Origin of the sequence: Pseudomonas sp. 1928-m, assembly GCF_029269135.1 — a bacterium.
Lineage (GTDB): Bacteria > Pseudomonadota > Gammaproteobacteria > Pseudomonadales > Pseudomonadaceae > Aquipseudomonas.
Window position 1 is genome coordinate 122,477 of record NZ_JARIXO010000004.1, and the last position, 18,808, is coordinate 141,284.

At 57.8% G+C, this 18,808-nt stretch carries 8 protein-coding genes; 4 read left to right on the forward strand and 4 right to left on the reverse strand.

Annotated elements, in window-relative coordinates; genetic code table 11:
• Positions 1 to 76: 76 nt before the first annotated feature.
• Positions 77 to 10,600: a retention module-containing protein gene (locus tag P3C18_RS14440; RefSeq protein WP_275962549.1), complete on the forward strand. Its 10,524-nt coding sequence runs from the start codon at positions 77 to 79 to the stop codon at positions 10,598 to 10,600.
• Positions 10,601 to 10,700: 100 nt separating this feature from the next.
• Here the strand turns inward: P3C18_RS14440 and P3C18_RS14445 are convergent, their stop codons facing one another.
• Positions 10,701 to 11,573: a DUF6685 family protein gene (locus P3C18_RS14445; RefSeq protein WP_275962550.1), complete on the reverse strand. Its 873-nt coding sequence runs from the start codon at positions 11,571 to 11,573 to the stop codon at positions 10,701 to 10,703.
• Positions 11,574 to 11,873: 300 nt separating this feature from the next.
• Here P3C18_RS14445 and P3C18_RS14450 point away from each other — a divergent pair, with 300 nt between their 5' ends.
• Positions 11,874 to 12,095, forward strand: a complete 222-nt coding sequence (locus P3C18_RS14450) for a DUF2835 domain-containing protein (RefSeq protein ID WP_090255930.1) — start codon at positions 11,874 to 11,876, stop codon at positions 12,093 to 12,095.
• Positions 12,096 to 12,175: 80 nt separating this feature from the next.
• Positions 12,176 to 13,204 (forward strand): quinone-dependent dihydroorotate dehydrogenase, encoded by a 1,029-nt coding sequence (locus P3C18_RS14455; RefSeq protein ID WP_275962551.1) that lies wholly within the window; start codon positions 12,176 to 12,178, stop codon positions 13,202 to 13,204.
• 86 nt (positions 13,205 to 13,290) lie between these two features.
• Here P3C18_RS14455 and rmf read toward each other — a convergent pair whose 3' ends face one another.
• Positions 13,291 to 13,506 carry a ribosome modulation factor gene (rmf, locus tag P3C18_RS14460; protein ID WP_090255928.1) on the reverse strand — a complete coding sequence of 72 codons (216 nt, stop codon included), beginning with the start codon at positions 13,504 to 13,506 and terminating at the stop codon, positions 13,291 to 13,293.
• Positions 13,507 to 13,931: 425 nt separating this feature from the next.
• Between rmf and rlmKL the strand changes: the two genes are divergently transcribed.
• Positions 13,932 to 16,205, forward strand: a complete 2,274-nt coding sequence (gene rlmKL / locus P3C18_RS14465) for a bifunctional 23S rRNA (guanine(2069)-N(7))-methyltransferase RlmK/23S rRNA (guanine(2445)-N(2))-methyltransferase RlmL (protein ID WP_275962552.1) — start codon at positions 13,932 to 13,934, stop codon at positions 16,203 to 16,205.
• Between the two features lie 102 nt (positions 16,206 to 16,307).
• Here the strand turns inward: rlmKL and mnmC are convergent, their stop codons facing one another.
• Positions 16,308 to 18,287: a bifunctional tRNA (5-methylaminomethyl-2-thiouridine)(34)-methyltransferase MnmD/FAD-dependent 5-carboxymethylaminomethyl-2-thiouridine(34) oxidoreductase MnmC gene (mnmC, locus tag P3C18_RS14470; protein WP_275962553.1), complete on the reverse strand. Its 1,980-nt coding sequence runs from the start codon at positions 18,285 to 18,287 to the stop codon at positions 16,308 to 16,310.
• An 11-nt stretch (positions 18,288 to 18,298) separates the two neighbouring features.
• Positions 18,299 to 18,796: a transcription elongation factor GreB gene (gene greB / locus P3C18_RS14475; RefSeq protein WP_275962554.1), complete on the reverse strand. Its 498-nt coding sequence runs from the start codon at positions 18,794 to 18,796 to the stop codon at positions 18,299 to 18,301.
• Positions 18,797 to 18,808 lie beyond the last annotated feature (12 nt).

The following is an 18,808-nucleotide window of genomic DNA, read 5'->3' on the forward strand; positions in this document are numbered from 1 at the left end:
CTCTCCTTGAAGGGTATTTCGACCTTTTTTGGCATACGTGTCGGCGGTGGTCGGCAGTTGTAGTGAGGATGGAATCATGGCTACTTTGATTGGTGTCGTCAGCCAAGTTATCGGCGAAGTCTATGCAGTAGCTGGCGACGGAACGCGTCGGCCACTCAGTGAAGGCGATCGAGTTTTTGCGGGGGAACAAATCGTTACTGGGGCCGCTGGATCTATTGCGGTTGCCATGAGCAATGGGCAGCAACTTACCTTGGGCCGCGACAGCAGCCTGAATCTCTCCGAGCAAATGCTCGCAGGCAGTTCCAACCAACAAGCGCCTACAGCTGAAACGCCTCCGGCAGCGCCGAGCGATGGCGATCTGACTGATGTTGAAAAACTGCAGGCCGCAATTGAGGCCGGCGTCGACCCGACGCTTGAAGGCGAAGCAACCGCAGCGGGCCCTGGTGCGGGTGGGGCAGGCGGTGCTGGTGGTGTGGGCGGCGGTCACTCGTTTGTACTGCTGGGTGAAACCGGTGGTGCGCTTGATCCGATCATTGGTTTCCCAACCGAAGGGCTGAACACCGGGCCGGAGTTCCCCAATCCTGAGCCCGTGGTTGCTGATGAAGCGCCGGATTCTTCGCCCACCATTGAAATCATCTACTTCGATCAGGAAGGTTCTGTTGTTACAGGCCCCGGCGTCGTTGAGGAAGCGGCCCTCAATCCCGATGCGGTAACCAATCTTGATGGCCAGGCAGGCTCAAACCCTGGCAGCAACGCTGAAAATGTCTCCGGTTCATTGATCATCAATTCGCCCGACGGTATCTCTGCCATCCAGGTGCTGGACAAGGATGGTGTGTGGATCAACGTGCAAGGCGGTGGGGTGGTTCAGGGTGTTTATGGGCAGTTGGTGTTTGATGCTGCGGGCAACTGGACCTACACCCTGGCGGACAACACGCTCAATCACTCCATTCCCGATGCTGTCGGTGCTGATGATCAGCTGCTCGACCCGTTCTTTGTTCGTGTGTTTGACAACGATGGTGACGTATCACCAACAGTTCCACTCACTATTGCCGTATATGACGATGGCCCCAGCATTCTGCGTTTTGACATCTCTGAGCAGGGTGGGCTGCTGGTTGTCGACGAGTCGGTTGGTACGGGTGGCTCGACTAAAGATGAGTCTGGCTACGCGTCGAATAACGATGAAACCAGTTATTCAGGCAGCGAAACCGGCGTAATTGGCTACGCCAGCTTTAACTTGGAAAGTATCTTCTCGCTGGCTGTCGACCCTGGTGCCGATGGCGAGAACCTTGAGGCCAGGACTTTCTCCCTGACCTTGTCGGAAGACGGCGCTGACTCGGGCCTGACCGCCACGGCGGGTGGCCCGATCTTGCTGTCGTTTGTCGGCGGTGATGGTGCAGATGCAGGCGACATCCTTGGTATCGCCGATGGCGGCCTGGTGGTGTTCCGGATCAGCATCAACTCAAGCACCGGCGCTGTTTCTGTAACTCAGTATGCTGCTGTCGACCATGGTAACGACGGTAACAACCACGACAGCATGGCCGTTATTGGCGAAGGCTTGATCGGCGTGACCGTGAAGATCTTCGACAACGATGGCGATTCGGCAACCTCTCCCATCGTTGAGCTGGGATCGCGTATTGGCTTCGAAGATGATGGCCCTCAAGCCTGCATCTTCCTCAAAGGCCCGTGGGCGCAAGTAACCCATGATGAAAGCGCAGGGCTGCAGAATTTCCTGACCTCCTGGTGGAAGCCGGGTGACTGGGACAACGATGTCAACTTTGTTTCAGCATTCAATGGTGTTGCTGACAAGGGCGGCGATATTGACCCTACAGGCTTTGCTCGTAGCCTGACACCTATCGTGAGCACATTTGGCAGCAGCTATGGTTCAGATTTTGCCGGGGCTACCACTGTTCTCAGTCTGGAACTGACAGGTGAACCAGGCAGTGACTCAGGCCTGAAAACTACCGATGGCACTCAGATCAACCTCTACATCGAGGGCGGCTTGGTTGTGGGCCGTGTGGCCAGTGGCGATTTCGCCGGTCAAGCGGCCTTTGCTGTAGCCATAGGTGCCGATGGCTCGATCAGCATTGCTCAGTACATGTCGCTGGAACACCCAGTGGGTGGCAGCAGCTATGACGAAGCCGTATCCCTGGCGGGCAAGATCAAGGCCGTGGTCACCGTGACAGATGGTGATGGTGATGTGGCGGTGGATAAAGTCAGCATCGGCCATGTGATTGCTTTTGAGGACGACGGCCCTGTTGCCACTATCAAATCTGTGCATGGCGTGCGTGTGGTGCATGACGAGTCGCATGGTTTGCAGAATGCCACGGCAACCCCAGCACGTCCTGAAGATGCCAATGACAACGACATCAATGGCATTTCCAGTCTATTTAGCAGTGTTGCGAACAGAGGCGGTGATCTTTCTCCAAAAGGCTATGCACAAAGCAATGGTCCGTTGGTTACGACGGCAGGTAGCAGCTACGGGCAGGATCAGGAAGGCGCGACTTCGCAGCTCAGCCTGGCTGTTGTCGGCGGCAATGGAGCTGATTCGGGGTTGTCGACTACTGCTGGTTTTGCCATCAAGCTCTATGTCGAAAACAGCCTGGTGGTCGGGCGCATCGTCGGTGGGCCGGATGCCGGTAAGGCAGCATTTGCCATCGCCATAGGCGCCGACGGCACGGTTAGTGTGGCGCAATACGTATCGCTGCAGCACCCCATTGGCGGCAGCAGCTACGACGAAGCAGTAAGCCTGGCAGGCAAGGTACAGGCAGTACTGACAGTGACGGATGGCGACGGCGATGTAGCGGTCGACAAGGTCAATATCGGTAGCTCGATCCGCTTTGAGGACGACGGCCCCACCGCACACATCAATCTCAAAGGCCCATGGGCCGATGTCACCCACGATGAAACGGCCGGCCTGCAGAACTTCTGGAACACCTGGGCGCTGGGCGATATTACCGATAATGATGTGGCCTATCTGTCGGTATTTGATGGCGTTGCCAACAAAGGTACAGACATCAGCCCGACTGGCTTTGCCAAGAGTGCCACACCCGTTGTTACCACCCTGGGCAGCAGCTACGGCGAGGATGAAGAGGGTGCGACTACCCAGCTCAGCCTGATTGTGAAAAACGGCAATGGCGATGATTCGGGCCTGCGTACCACCGATGGTCACAGCATCACTCTGCATCTTGAAGGGGCGTTGATCGTTGGTCGCATCGTAGGTGGGGCAGATGCCGGCAAGGCCGCATTCGCTATCGCCATTGGTGCCGATGGTTCGCTGAGCGTGGCTCAGTACGTGTCGCTTGAACATCCAATTGGTGGCAGCAGCTATGACGAAGCCGTCAACCTGGCTGGCAAGATTCAGGCGGTTGTGACTGTCACCGATGGCGACGGCGATGTGGCGGTCGATAAGGTTGATATTGGTAGCGTGATCCGCTTCGAGGATGACGGCCCCACCGCGAACATTAGCCTGGTGAGAAATGCCGGGGTTACCCACGATGAGTCTGCCGGGCTGCAGAATGCAGTCGCAACCCCACTGATTCCGGGGGATGCCAACGACAACGATGTGGCCGATTTGTCAGCACTCTTCGCTGCGGTTGCTACACCGGGTACTGATCTTGACCCAGTCGGCTATGCGCAAAGCAGTGGTGCGGTGGTTAGTATTGCGGGTAGCAGTACTGGCCAAGATGACGAGGGCGCAACAACAGTTCTGAGCCTGGCCCTGCAGGGCAGCAATGGTATGGACTCAGGCCTGAAAACCACCGATGGCTCCACTATCCGTCTGCATGTTGAAGGCGAGCTGGTCGTCGGCCGTGTCGATGGCGGCGCCGATAATGGCAAGGCAGCGTTTGCCGTCGCCATTGGCAGTGACGGTACGCTGAGTGTTGCGCAGTACATCTCCCTCAAACATCCGGATGGCAGTAACGCAGACGAGTCGCTAAGCCTCAGCGGCAAAATCAAAGCAGTGCTGACCGTTACTGATGGCGACGGCGATGTGGCGGTCGACAAAGTCGATATCGGCCATGTGATTCGCTTCGAAGACGATGCACCAACTGCCGGCCAGGTAACGGCAGCGGTTGTTCTGGATGATGAAGGCCTTTCCGGCGGTATCAATGGTGGCCCAGGCGATGTTGCCGGGGCTGCTATCAGCACCAGTGGGAATTTGGCATTTAATGCTGGTGCTGATGGCCTTAAATCCATCGCGCTCAGTGGCCCGGCGACACTGGGTACAGAAAATGTCACCTCCAATTGGGATGCCACTACCAATACCCTGACCATCAGCTCTGTTCGTGGTGCATTGCTGAACGTAGTGCTCACTGACCCAGCCACTGGTGCCTACACCATCAACTTGCTGCAACCGCTGATGCATCCGGTCAGCGGTACCGAAGACGATATCACCCTGAACATCGGTTACACGGTGACTGACGGTGATAACGACTCGGCCACGGGCTCGTTGGTCGTGACGATTGATGACGATACGCCGACCATTCAGGCCGGAAATATCGGTGTGACTTCCTTTGTCACCTTCCAGGGTACCGATGCTGGTTTCAGCAACTCTTATGGCTACTACAACAAGGCGCCAGATGGTTCACCAGTAGACGGCAAAGTGATCTGGGCCAATGTGCATGCTCAATCCGTTGGCGATGTGGCTGATCTCAGTGGCCTGGACCCAGCCAATACCGGCTTCTTTATCATCCCTAATGGCGGAGCCAATGCAGGCCTGACTAATGGCTCGGTTGTGACCTTCGAGTTTGTCGCCGGCCTGTGGCAGGCGAAGTTGGGTGGTGTGCCGCTAGTGGGTGCTGACGGTGCCAATGTGCTGTTCAGTGATGCCAGCCTGAATCCTGGCGGCTCGCATTTGCAGGACACCGGCAACGCAGGCAATCAGAACTGGGAAGACAAAACGCTTACCTCGGATTACGACTACAACGATGTCAGCACCAATATCACCTGGGGTTCTGCATTGCAGGTCGATGAGTCGGCCTTCCATATTGATGCCACGGCTAACTTCAGCGGCGTGTTCAACGTGCAGCCTGGGGCTGATGGTCTACAAAGCCTGACCTATAACCTGAGCGTGCAAAACGCCAACTCAGGTTTGGTGGATACCGAAACCAATCAGGACGTGATCCTTAGCCTGAATGCCGGGGTCATTGAAGGTCGTACCTCTGGCACCAACCAATTGGTATTTACCCTGAGTGTCAATCCGACAGGCACCGTCACTCTTGATCAGATTCGCGCCATTGTTCATCCAACAGGCGATCCAGATGAAGCCAAATTCCTTGGCGCGGGGCATGTCAGCTTGAATGCCGTCGTGACCGATGGGGATGGTGATCAGGCCAGCGCCAGCCTCGATATTGGTACGGTCATCAGCTTCAAGGATGACGGCCCAAGTGTGCTACCTAATAACATGGTGCAACTGGACGACGACGCCCTGGACAATGGTATTCCAGGGGGCGTGGGTGACGATGCCGACTCGACCAACGCCAGCGGTACACTGGGCCACAGCTTCGGGGCTGACGGTGCGGGTAGCCTGCAGTGGCTGAACACCGGGGCTCCGACTGGCTTTACCTACCAAGTTTCCGGCAGCTCACTGCTGGTTAAACAAGGGGCTACTACCGTCCTGACTGTGACGCTGGATCAGTCAAACGGTGCTTACACGGTTACCCAGAACGCGCCAATTCAACATGCCACGGCTGGTCAGGAGAACAACCAAGCCTTTACCCTGAGCTATCAGGTGATCGATAGGGACGGTGATACCGCCACCGGCAGCTTGTCGATCAATGTTGACGATGACACCCCGCAAGCCCAGGACGACGTTGCCACAGTGCAAGCCTCGCAAGGCAAGGACTTCAATGTGGCCTTTGTGCTGGACTTCAGCGGCAGCATCGATAACGCCGAGCTGAACACCATGCTGCAGGCCGTACGCGCTGCCGGGCAGGCATTGTTCAATGGCACCACAGGCGATGTGACGATCAAGATCGTTGCCTTCTCCGGTACAGCGACTTCCTACGCCGCTGTTACCGACTATGCCGCTTTCTCGACCCTGATCGGCAGTCTCAACCCGGCTGAGACTGGAACTCGTCCGTTCAATGGGCAGACGGACTTTACTGCGGCGATTCAGGAAACTATGACTGCCTATGTCCCGATTGTAGGGGCAAGCAATCAGGTGTTCTTTATCAGTGACGGTAACCCCAATGAACAGACAGGCACTGGCGGTAACTCTCTAGCTGACGCTACAGCTGCGGCTTGGAACACCTTCGTAGACACCAAAGGTGTGAATGTCACCACCATCGGTATTGGTAACGGAATCAATACTGACCGCCTACAGGATGTTGATCTGGATGGCGTAGGCGCACCTATTCTGGTCGCTAATTTCAATGGGCTGATTGACACCCTGCTGGGCCAGATCGGCGCTTTGGTCAGTGGCAATGTGTTGCTGGGTAGCGATGGTGTTGCTGGTGGTGGCGATGACGATGCCTTTGGCGCTGACGGCCCAGGGTATATCCAGTCCATCGTGATCAATAACGTCACCTATGTCTGGAACGGCACCAATACCATTACCCCGAGCAGCGGGCCGGCAATTGCCGGTAGCCAGCTGAGCAATATCACTACGGCTGAAGGCGGCAAACTGAGTTTCAACTTCAGCACCGGGGCGTGGACCTATCAAGCGCCCTCAAATGTCGCCGGTGATAAAACTGAAACCTTCACCTACACCATCGTCGACAAGGATGGCGACCCATCCAGCGCTAATTTGACCGTTTATGTAGAAGACGTAAGTCCGATCATTGCGATGGTTGACGAAGATGAGTTGTCTGGCGGCATCACTGATAACGATTCGGTTAATACCGTAGCAACTGGCAGTCTCAGTAACTTGATTGTTGGTCCAGCAGTCTCTGCGCAGTTCAGTTTGTCTGCCGATACCAGTGGGTTGAGCGGTGCATCTTCCGGTGGTACTCCGTTGGTGTATAGCGTGGTCGGTAACCTGCTGACAGCGAAAGCCGGCGCTGCAGGTCCTGCTGTATTCACGCTAGAAGTGCAAAGCAATGGTGACTATACCTTCACCTTGCTAAAAGCCCTGGATCACCCACTGGGCAATGGCGATGACAATGAGCTGCTGGTCATGGACTTTGCCAGCATCATTATGGCCAGCAGCGGCAGTAACCCTCTGCCCCTGGCTGGACAGTTCTTGGTGCAAATTGAGGACGATGTTCCTACCACTGGCGTCAATGCACCTGTGCAACTGGACGACGATGCTCTGGCCAATGGTATTCCTGGAGGCGTGGGCGATGACGCAGACTCGATAGACGCCAGCGGTATCCTGAGTCACAACTTCGGTGCCGATGGTGCAGGAAGCGTGCAGTGGTTAACCACAGGTGCTCCGGGCGGTTTCACTTACGAGGCGGGGCCTGGCGGCTCGTTGCTGGTCAAGCAGGGTGGCGTAACTGTACTGACGGTGTCTCTCGACAGCGCCACTGGAGCCTATGGTGTTGTCCAGAATGCTCCGATTCAGCACGCCACCGGCAATCAGGAAAACAACCAGGCTTTTACCCTGAGTTATCAGGTGACTGACAAAGATGGCGACAAGGCCACAGGCACATTGTCAATCAACGTTGACGACGACACACCGCTGGCTAAGAACGATACCGCCGATGTGGCGGAAGGGCGCGGGCAGGACTTCAACGTAGCCTTTGTGTTGGACTCCAGCGGCAGCATCAATAGTAGCGAGTTCAGCACCATGATGAATGCCGTGAAAGCGGCAGGGCAGGCGTTGTATGCCGGTACTGACGGTGATGTGAAAGTAACTATCGTGGCGTTCTCGTCGACTTCGCTGGCCTATCCATCGGTCACTACGCTGGCGTCTTTCAACGCCTTGATTGACAACATCATTGCCAACCGGCCGTTCAGCGGGCAGACCGACTTCACTGATGGTATCCAGCAAACCATGGCTGTCTACAGCCCGATAGCGGGCTGGAGTAACCAGGTGTTCTTCATCAGTGACGGTAATCCTAACGAGCAGACCGGCCCTGGAGGTACCTCGCTGACCACAACCACTGCCACGGCCTGGAATAACTTTGTCGACAATAACGGCATCAATGTCACGACCATCGGTGTTGGCGACGGCATCAATGCTGCTCGCCTGCAGGATGTAGATGTCGATGGTAATGGCTCACCCATCCTGATCAGTAACTTCAGCGGGCTGATTGGTACCCTGCTGAGTCAGCTGGTCGGTGGCAGTGTCAGCGGCAATGTACTGCTGGGTAGCGATAATGCAGTGGGCGGCGGTGACGATGATAGCTTCGGTGCCGATGGCCCAGGTTATATCCAATCGATTGTCATCAATGGGGCGACTTACACCTGGAATGGCGTCGGCACTATTAGCGTAAGTACCGGTGGCAATATTGCGGGTAGTCAGCTGACGGAGGTTGCTACTGGTCTGGGTGGCAAACTGAGCTTCAGTTTCGCCACTGGTGCCTGGACCTATGTGGCACCGCCGAGTGTGGCAGCTGATACGAGCGAGAGCTTCGGCTACACCATCGTTGACAAGGATGGCGACCCTTCTAGCGCTTCTCTGACCATCAATATCGAGGACGCCTCTCCGATTATCGGCCGAGTGGACGAGGACGAGCTGCCTGGAGGCATAACGGATGGTGACAGCGTAAATACAGTCGCTACCGGTAGCCTGGTTGATTTGTTGGTGGGTACCAATAGTGGGCAATTCAGCCTGAATACCTCACCGGCGATCATGCCGACGATAACCTCTGGTGGTGTCGCGGTTACTTATAGCTTCTCCGGTGACACCATGACCGCCAAGGCGGGTAGTACCGATGTGTTCACCCTCAAAGTCCTGAGCGATGGCACTTATACCTTCACACTACTAGGCCCGCTGGACCATCCAAATGCAGGCACCAACGACAACGAAATTCTCACGCTGAATCTGACCAATGCAATCAAGGCCAGTAATGGTGTGAATCCGTTACCGATTGCCGGCGATCTGTTGATCCAGGTTGAGGACGATGTGCCCATTGCCTTTACTCCGGTCACGGCGTTGCTGGTTGATCAGGTCAGTGAAACCCGCTCCATTACAGCTGACCTGCGTTTTGAGGCTTCGGCAGGTGCTGATGGCCCAGATCAGGTTAATTTCTCCATCGTGCAAGGTGCTGCTGCTCGGGATGCCAGTGGCAATTTGCTGAGCCTCAATGGTCAACAGTTGTACCTGTTCTATGGCAGTGACCAATCCATTATCGAGGCCAAGACCAGCGCCAATGGAACTCTCGGTTATCGCATTGATATGGATGCATCGACCGATAGCTTCACGCTGACCACCTATGGCCCGATAGCCAACGGAACAGAAGTGTCTGCCACTAATCTGACGGGTGTCGGCGGTGGTAACTCCGCCTTCAAAGGATTGATCGACATGGGGGGCACAACGTTCGATGCTTTGTTGTCGAGTACAACAGGGCAGAGCGTTAACACCAACAGCAGCGAAATTGGCATTAGTGATGGCAACAGCATCAAGAATGGCGAGCAGCTGCGGATCGATCTGGTTAGCGGCCTGGCTACAGGAGGTGCTAATGGCACCGGTTTCACCTACACCAGCCACAACACCACCAATCGCTTTGCCCAGAAAGTGGCCTGGGTCAGCCCTAGCGGCGCAGGCACCGCTACCTTCGCGATAGCAGTGCTGTTGGCCGACAATGACTACAACTTTATCGGCGATGCGTCAGGTGAAACGACTCGTAACCTGGCTACTAGCAATATCCGTATCTACGCCATTGAAGGTGGCATAGAAGTGGATAAAACCAGCCTGGTTACCCTCACTGATCTGGGTAACTCGATTCGTGTGACGGGTATGCAGGAAGGGTGGTGGTACGAAGTCAGCTCCGCCAATAACTTCAGTGCCGTGCAGATTGATGGTGGCAACGGGCAAACCTTCAAGTTGGGTTTCTTTGAATATGACCAGGCAAGTACTGGGCAGCCCATCAGTCTTTCTCACAATATCATCGGTATTGATGGTGACGGGGACAGTGTAAGTAGCGTACTTAGCGCCATGTTGATTCCTGACTCGCTGTCGGTGGATGGTACTGCCGGTGTTGATAATCTGGTTGGTACTGCCGGAGTCGACTACCTCTTCGGTCTGGGGGGCAATGACACGCTCAGTGGTTTGGCTGGTAATGATGTGCTGTCCGGTGGCGATGGCAACGACATCCTCATCGGTGGGTTGGGCAACGATATCCTCTCTGGTGGTGCCGGTGCGGATACCTTCCGCTGGCTATCAACTGATACCACGGGGGCTGATAAGGTGCTCGATTTCAAACCCAGTGAGGGTGACAAGTTGGATCTCACCCAGTTGCTGGTTGGTGAGTCCTACAATGCCGGGTCGCTAGATGACTTCCTTAGCTTCTCGATAGTTGATAACAGCACCATTATTGCGGTTAGCCCCACAGCAGGCGGCGCCGCAACCACAACCATTGAGTTGACCGGTTTTAATGTGGCTGTCGAGTACGGTGTGACTCCAGGCGGTGGCGGCATTATTTCTGGAGGTGCAGATACAGCCAGTGTCATCAATGGGCTGTTGGGAGATAACGCTTTGCAAGTAGCGTGACGGTAGGTTGGTAGCCACACTGAAGCCCGCAATCCTAATCAGATTGCGGGCTTCTTTTTGGGTTTATTGAGCACTCATTTGAATGACGACTATGTCGCGATTACAGCTGCCGCAGATACGCCACCACATCCGGAGCACCGGCCAGGCGTAGACCTTCACCCAGGGCTGTGGCCTCGGTTGAATGCTTGGGCAGCAGGAGAAACTCCGGTGAACCAGGACCGCCCAGCAGGGATAGGCGCGCGTAGGGCAGGCCGTTATCCAATAGCAGCGCCATAAACGCAGGGTCACTCCAGGCCGCGTTGGGCATGCCCAATACGTGATAGTGCTGCTGCAGATTGCTGATGCCTTGTTCACTCAAACGGTAATGGTTGAGTTCGGCTGGTAGGTTGACCTCCAGCTCGCGCCTGCGGGCGTAGGCGATGGCGCAGGCGAAGGCCTCACTATGATGCTCGCCGGCCCAGAACACCCGCTCGCCACGCCAGCTGGCTTGACGCAGGATGATGCGTTCACCCGCCAGGAAGCGCGGCAACGCCAGGCTGATGGCTTTGACGAAATCCTTGTAACTGATGATGCGTACCTGGCGGCAGGGCTCGCTGGCGGCGAAGACTTCGAAGCTGGCGTGGCTGGCCTGCTGAGGGTTGCAGGTCGATAGGCCGTCGATCATGCGTAGGTCGAACGAGGTCAGCTGCTGCTCTTGCGCTTCGATCACCCGCACCAGCATGGCATGGGCTTGCGCCTTGTCTTCCTGAACGGGGCCAGAGAGTGCGCTGCGCGGTAGGTCTATCAGACGGTGTAGCTGTGGGCCGTCTTGCCAGCAGATGCTTTCACGCAGTTGCGGCAGGGGGCTGAAGGGCAGGCGAAGCTGGCTGGCGCGCTCAAGTATCTGGCGTTGCCCACGGCCGATAAGGCCTAGCCGTTGCGCTAAGGCACCGAGGCGTGAGCTGAGGGTGGAAGGCTGCTCAGACAGACTCATGGCCAGGTACGAACTCCGAAATCACCATTAGCAGTTTGGCAGAGCCCGCTGAGCACTGCACAGGCTTTATCGGCCGTGGAGACGGGTTTTTTATGGCCCGCCATCCCTGGCAGCCACCCTTCGGGCCGTCGCTGCGCGACGTTAAAAAATACTCCCGGTAATTTTCTTAGGCCTGTCGTCCTTGGACGGAAACCCTGCGAGGCGTCGCCAGCGAGGTAAACAATGGCGTTCTGCCATTTTTTACCGGGCAGTCGCGCGGCGTATGGCAAGATTGCTGCAGTCAGTTGCAAAGGTGCCTCCATGCCCAGTCTGGTGTTTGATATTGCGTTATCGGCCGAGCGCTTGCGTGTGGTCTATCAAGGGCGTGCCAACCGGATATTAGTGCAAAGTCGCGATGGACGGAGTGTCAGTGTGCCGGCCCACCATTTTCGGCCATTTCTGACCCATGACGGTGTCTATGGTTCCTTCGAGCTCGAGTTCAGCGCGGCCGGTGAGTTACTCAGCCTGCGCCGCTTGGGCTGATAGCGCCGTGCGCCTCGCCTATCAGGTGCGCAGCCGGCTATAATCGCGGCCTTTGTAACTTTATCGAGCTAAGCCTGCCCATGTATACCCTGGCCCGCGAGCTGCTGTTCAAACTTTCCCCCGAAGCCTCCCATGAACTGTCCATCGACATGATCGGTGCGGGCGGTCGTCTGGGGCTTAATGGCTTACTGACCAAGAGCCCGGCCGCGCTGCCGGTCAAGGTGATGGGGCTGGAGTTTCCCAACCCGGTCGGTTTGGCTGCCGGCTTGGACAAGAATGGCGATGCCATCGATGGTTTTGCTCAGCTGGGCTTTGGTTTTGTGGAAATCGGCACCGTGACGCCGCGCCCGCAGCCGGGTAACCCGAAGCCGCGCTTGTTTCGCTTGCCTGAGGCCGAGGCGATCATCAATCGCATGGGCTTCAACAATCACGGCGTTGACCACCTGCTGGCCCGCGTCCAGGCGGCCAAATACAAGGGCGTGCTAGGCATCAATATCGGCAAGAACTTCGATACTCCGGTCGAAAACGCCGTGGATGACTATCTGCTGTGTCTGGATAAGGTCTATCAACACGCCAGCTACGTCACCGTTAACGTCAGCTCGCCGAATACGCCTGGGCTGCGCAGCCTGCAGTTTGGTGACTCGCTCAAGCAGTTGCTCGAAGCCCTGCGCAAGCGTCAGGAAGATCTGGCTGCGCAGTACGGCAAGCGTGTACCACTGGCGATCAAGATCGCGCCGGACATGAGCGATGAAGAAACCATCGAAGTGGCCAATGCGCTGGTTGAAGCCGGCATGGATGCGGTGATCGCCACCAACACCACACTGGGCCGCGAAGGTGTGCATGGGCTGGAGTGTGCCGATGAGGCGGGCGGATTGTCCGGTGCGCCGGTGCGCGAGAAGAGCACGCACATTGTTCAGGTACTGGCTGGTGAGTTGAAAGGCCGTTTGCCGATCATCGCCGTGGGCGGGATTACCGAAGGCAAGCATGCGGCTGAGAAGGTCGCCGCCGGTGCCAGCCTGGTGCAGATTTATTCTGGCTTTATCTACAAGGGTCCGGCATTGATCCGCGAAGCGGTGGATGCAATCGCGGCGCTGCCACACAAGGCCTGAAAATAAAAAGGGCTCCCTAAAGGAGCCCCTGGGCTCGCGCCCGCCGCTCGGATGGAGCGCGCATGGTGAGTCGGTAGGTTCCTGAATCAGCCGACAGCGTGAAGTTCGTTGAGTCGATGGATGCCGGCGGTGCCGGTCATGCCGTCCCAATTGTCACCGCGGCCTTCGCGCCAGCCGTTTAACCAGGCTTGGCGGACAGAGGGGAGGGTGAATGGACAGAGTTCGCGGGATTTACCACTGATGCCGTATTGATAGCCGCGCAAAAAAGCTCTTTCTAACGGATCACGCTTAAGTCTTCTCATAGGGTGAAGCCCTCAATGTTGACTGTTATGTCCCTTAGACCTTGTAGCAAGGTCAGGCAGAAACGTTCTGCCTACGGAGTCCGCTGCCGGCGTCGCGAGCCTCCTTGCCAGCACCGTTGCAGTGCTGGCCTAGGTAGATTTCTAACGAATGCGCGGGTGCCTGTGAATGACCGTTTCGTCATAAGGCCGTAACCTTTTTGAGGGTCAGGCCATAAGGCGTTATGGCAGGGGCCCGGAGTTTTCGCTGTAGCGCCTATGCTGTGGGCGTATGCGCCGGGTGTGCTGGTGTTTTGCTATCGCGAATGAATTGCGATTGAGACTGTTGTTTATTCCGACGAAGGGTCGCGCTGCGACGCTTTGTCACTTATTTTGGCCGTGCTGATTTGTCTGCGCGCCGTTGATTGCCTTAGGCACTGGAAACTCCCATGTCGGATCGTTACGAACTCTTCCTCACTTGCCCCAAGGGCCTTGAAGGCCTGCTGCTCGAAGAAGCCAGCAGCCTCGGCCTTGAAGATGCGCGTGAGCACACCTCAGCCATTCGTGGCATGGCCGACATGGAAACTGCCTACCGCCTGTGCCTGTGGTCGCGCCTGGCCAACCGCGTATTGTTGGTACTCAAGCGCTACAGCGTGCAGGACGCCCAGAGCCTCTACGAAGGCGTGCTGGAGGTCGACTGGTTCGAGCACCTGGAATCCACCGGCAGCCTGGCCGTGGAATTCAGCGGTAATGGCTCTGGCATCGACAACACCCATTTCGGTGCCTTGAAGGTCAAGGACGCCATCGTCGACAAGCTGCGGCTGAAAGACGGCACGCGGCCATCGGTCGATAAGCTCAACCCGGATCTGAGAATTCACCTGCGCCTGGATCGCGGCGAGGCGATTCTCTCCCTCGACCTGTCCGGCCATAGCCTGCACCAGCGTGGTTATCGCCTGCAGCAGGGCGCCGCGCCGCTAAAGGAAAACCTCGCCGCGGCCGTATTGATCCGCGCCGGCTGGCCACGTATCGCTGCCGAAGGCGGCGCACTGGCTGACCCAATGTGTGGTGTCGGCACCTTCCTGGTCGAGGCCGCGATGATCGCCGCCGATATCGCGCCGAATATGACCCGTGAGCAATGGGGCTYCAGCAAATGGCTGGGCCATGTGCCGGCGCTGTGGAAGAAGGTGCATGCCGAAGCCGAGCAGCGCGCCGCAGTAGGCATGGCCAAACCACCGCTGTGGATTCGCGGCTATGAAGCCGACCCACGGCTGATTCAGCCGGCGCGCAATAACATCGAACGCGCTGGCATGAGTGATTGGATCAAGGTCTATCAGGGCGAGGTGGCGACCTTCGAGCCGCGTCCGGATCAGAACCAGAAAGGCCTGGTGATCTGTAACCCTCCCTACGGCGAGCGTCTGGGTGATGAAGCCAGCTTGCTGTACCTCTACCAGAACCTCGGCGAGCGTCTGCGTCAGGCTTGCATGGGCTGGGAAGCGGCGGTGTTTACCGGCGCGCCGGACCTGGGCAAACGCATGGGTATCCGCAGCCACAAGCAGTACGCTTTCTGGAATGGCGCACTGCCGTGCAAGCTGCTGCTGATCAAGGTGCTGCCCGAGCAGTTCGTCACCGGCGAGCGTCGTACCCCTGAGCAGCGCGAACGTGAACGCGAGCAGGCCGAAGCGGACAAATCCCCGCTTGAGCCGCTGGAGCGTCAGTACAACAAGAACGGCAACCCGATCAAACCGACTCCGGCACCTGCTCCGGTGGTTGAGCAGGCGCGCCTGAGTGAAGGGGGGCAGATGTTTGCCAACCGCCTGCAGAAGAACCTCAAGCAACTGGGCAAGTGGGCGCGCAAGGAAGGCGTTGAGTGCTACCGCCTGTACGACGCCGATATGCCGGAATATTCCATGGCGGTGGATTTGTATGGTGACTGGGTGCATGTGCAGGAATATGCCGCACCCAAGTCCATTGATCCTGAGAAAGCCAAAGAGCGCATGTTTGATGCCATCGCCGCGATTCCACAGGCGCTAGGTGTCGACAAGAACAAGGTGGTGATCAAGCGCCGCGAGCGCCAGAGCGGCACCAAGCAGTACCAGCGCCAGGCCACCCAAGGCCAGTTTATGGAAGTCAGCGAGGGCGGCGTAAAGCTACTGGTCAACCTCACCGATTACCTGGACACCGGCCTGTTCCTCGATCACCGTCCGCTGCGTCTGCGTATTCAGAAAGAGGCCGCCGGCAAGCGCTTCCTCAACCTGTTCTGCTACACCGCCACCGCGACCGTGCATGCGGCCAAGGGCGGCGCGCGTACCACCACCAGTGTCGACCTGTCGAAAACCTATCTGGACTGGGCGCGCCGCAACCTGTCGCTCAACGGTTATTCGGACAAGAACAAGCTGGAGCAGGGCGACGTGATGACCTGGCTGGCCGAAGACCGTGGCGAGTACGAGCTGATCTTTATTGATCCGCCGACCTTCTCCAACTCCAAGCGCATGGAAGGCATCTTCGACATCCAGCGTGACCACGTGCAGATGCTCGATCTAGCCATGGCCCGTCTGACCAAGGACGGTGTGCTGTATTTCTCCAACAACTTCCGCAAGTTTGAACTCGATGAGAGCCTGGCTGCGCGTTATCAGGTTGAAGAAATCAGTGCATCGACTCTCGATCCGGACTTTGCTCGCAACCAGAAGATCCACCGCGCCTGGCGTTTTAGCCTGCGCGGCTGAGGTCGCAGGTAGGTTGGTGTTGAGCGCAGCGAAGCCCAACGAGCGGCGGCATGTCTCGTTGGACTTCGCTGCGCGCCTCAACGGAACGCCGCCCGAGCCAACCTAGGGTTTGTTACGGATCAGCGCACGCAAGGCGAAGCGATTCGGATGGCAGGCCTGCGCCACATCGGCAGGCACGGGTAACGGCTCCTTGTTAAGCCAGGCGGCGATCAGCTCGCCGGACAATGGCGCGGTGATCAGCCCGCGTGAACCATGCCCGCTGTTGATATACAGACCATCCAGCCAGGGGCAGGGCGTGTCTGGTACTTGGCGGGCATCCTTGCTTAGCACCGCATAAGCCTCGGCAAAGGCAGCTGCGTCGGCTAACGGGCCGACAATCGGCAGGTAGTCCGGGCTGGTGCAGCGAAAAGCCGCGCGACCTTCTAGGTATTCGGGGTCGAGCGCTGCGGTGTTTAGCGCGCCGCAAAGCTCAGGCGAGATTTCTTCCAGCAGCTGCAGGTTGCTTGCATGATCGGCGCTGTTCAGCGTCAAGTCGTCACTGTTGAAATCGAAACTCGCACCTAGGGTGTGTTCATCCAGACGTGCCGGAGCGACGTAACCTTCGGCGCACACCACCGTACTTAATACACGGCTGGCTTCAGTGGCCGGCAGGCGGCTGATCTGCCCGCGAATGCGTTTAAGCGGTAAGCCAGAGCTTTGGCTAAAACTCTTAATCTCGGCAGCACTGGCCAGCACTACCACACTGGCGCTGGCCAGCAGTTGCTCGCCATTCCAAGCCTGCCAGCTGTCACCATCACGGCGCAGCTCCAAGGCTTCCTGATGCAGTTGCAGCTGGATAGTCGGCTGCTGGCCAAGCAGTGCACACAGCGCCGGCGGATGCACCCAGCCCGCCTCGGGATAGAACAGGCCACCGGCGGGCAGAGGAATGCCGGCTTGGGCTTCGGCGGCGTTTCTGTCCAGGTTCGTCAGCAGGTCGGCCGGAAAGGCCGCAGCAAGCTGCGCCTGGCGCTGCGCTTCCTTGGCGTCGAAAGCCAGTTGCAGCACGCCGCAGTTATCCCAGTCTGTGCCTTTGTGCAGCTGTTCCAGCAGCCGACGGCTGTGGCCGTAGCCACTGACGATCAGGCGTGACAGCGTGGTGTGATGGGCCGAGAGCTTGAGGTAGAGCACACCTTGTGGGTTGCCCGAGGCTTCCTGGGCGATGGCCGCATGTCGCTCCAGCAGGGTTACCTGCCAACCGCGCTGAGCCAGGCTGGCGGCAGTGGCGCAACCGGCCAGCCCTGCGCCAATCACCAGTGCCGTGCGGGCGCCAGCAGGTTGCGGCGGGCGAGCAAACCAGGGCTTTTCGGTGGTCTCGGCTGTACCGATAAAACCGCCTTTAAGCACTTCCCATTTCTTGCCCAGGCCCGGCACGCGCTTCATCTTGAAACCGGCATCGTTCAATCTGCGGCGTACATAACCGGTGCTGGTAAAGGTGCCCAGAGTGGTGCTGGCGTGGGACCGTCTGGCCAACTCGCTAAACAGTTCCGGCGTCCACATATCCGGGTTTTTCGCCGGAGCAAAACCATCGAGAAACCAGGCGTCGACCTGAGCATCCAGTTGCCCGAACAGCTCACGTGCATCGCCAATCAGCAAGGTCAGAACGATGCGCCCGCCGGCAAACACCAGTCGCTGAAAGCCAGGGGGCAGCGCCACGTACTGCGCAAGCAACTGTTCGGCGTAGGGCGCAAGTTCCGGCCACAGCGCCAGGGCGCGTTGCAGGTCGCTCTTGTTCAGTGGGTATTTTTCCACGCTGACAAAGTGCAGACGCGCACCGCTAGCGGCTTGCTGCTCGAACAGCTGCCAGGCGCAGAGAAAGTTCAACCCGGTGCCGAAGCCGGTTTCGCCAATGACCAATTGCTGATTAGCCGTTAGCGCGGCGAAGCGTTCTGGCAGCTGGTTGTTGGCGAGAAACACATAGCGGGTTTCGGCCAGCGCGTTCTCGTTGGAGAAATACACATCGGCGAACTGGCTGGACAGCGGTTGACCCTGCTCATCCCACTCAAGGCGGGCTTGCTGGTGCGGCGCGTCAGGGGCGGTGGGCATGCTCGGCTCGGTCACGGGTAGTCGATCGCGACGATGTACCAGGTCTTCTCGCCGGTTGGGGTTTGCACCCGCACTTCGGCGTCCAAGCTTTTGCCGATTAGGGCGCGGGCCAGGGGCGAGTCGATGCTGATCAGATTGTTTTTCAGGTCCAGCTCATCCGGGCCGATGATGCGGTAGCGCGATTCACTGCCGTCCTCATCTTCCAGGGTGACCCAGGCGCCAAAGTAGACCTTGTCTGGATCGCTGGGGCGGGCGCTGACCACCTTGAGGTTTTCCAGGCGTTTGGTCAGAAAACGTACGCGGCTGTCGATTTCGCGCAGCATCTTCTTGCCGTAGGTGTATTCGGCATTCTCCGAACGGTCGCCCTGGGCGGCAGCTTCACTGACCGACTGGGTAACCTGGGGGCGGCGCACATGCCAAAGCTCATGCAACTCGGCGCGCATGCGCGCCTCGCCCTCGGGGGTGATCAGAGGTGTGCCGGCGGAGCGGGGTGGGCGGTAGCGACTCATAGTTCAGCTTGT

Coding starts and splice junctions, on each gene's coding strand:
- P3C18_RS14440 (WP_275962549.1), top strand. CDS start 77: ATGGCTACTTTGATTGGTGTCGTCAGCCAAGTTATCGGCGAAGTCTAT.
- P3C18_RS14445 (WP_275962550.1), bottom strand. CDS start 11,573: ATGAGTCTGTCTGAGCAGCCTTCCACCCTCAGCTCACGCCTCGGTGCC.
- P3C18_RS14450 (WP_090255930.1), top strand. CDS start 11,874: ATGCCCAGTCTGGTGTTTGATATTGCGTTATCGGCCGAGCGCTTGCGT.
- P3C18_RS14455 (WP_275962551.1), top strand. CDS start 12,176: ATGTATACCCTGGCCCGCGAGCTGCTGTTCAAACTTTCCCCCGAAGCC.
- rmf (WP_090255928.1), bottom strand. CDS start 13,506: ATGAGAAGACTTAAGCGTGATCCGTTAGAAAGAGCTTTTTTGCGCGGC.
- mnmC (WP_275962553.1), bottom strand. CDS start 18,287: ATGCCCACCGCCCCTGACGCGCCGCACCAGCAAGCCCGCCTTGAGTGG.
- greB (WP_275962554.1), bottom strand. CDS start 18,796: ATGAGTCGCTACCGCCCACCCCGCTCCGCCGGCACACCTCTGATCACC.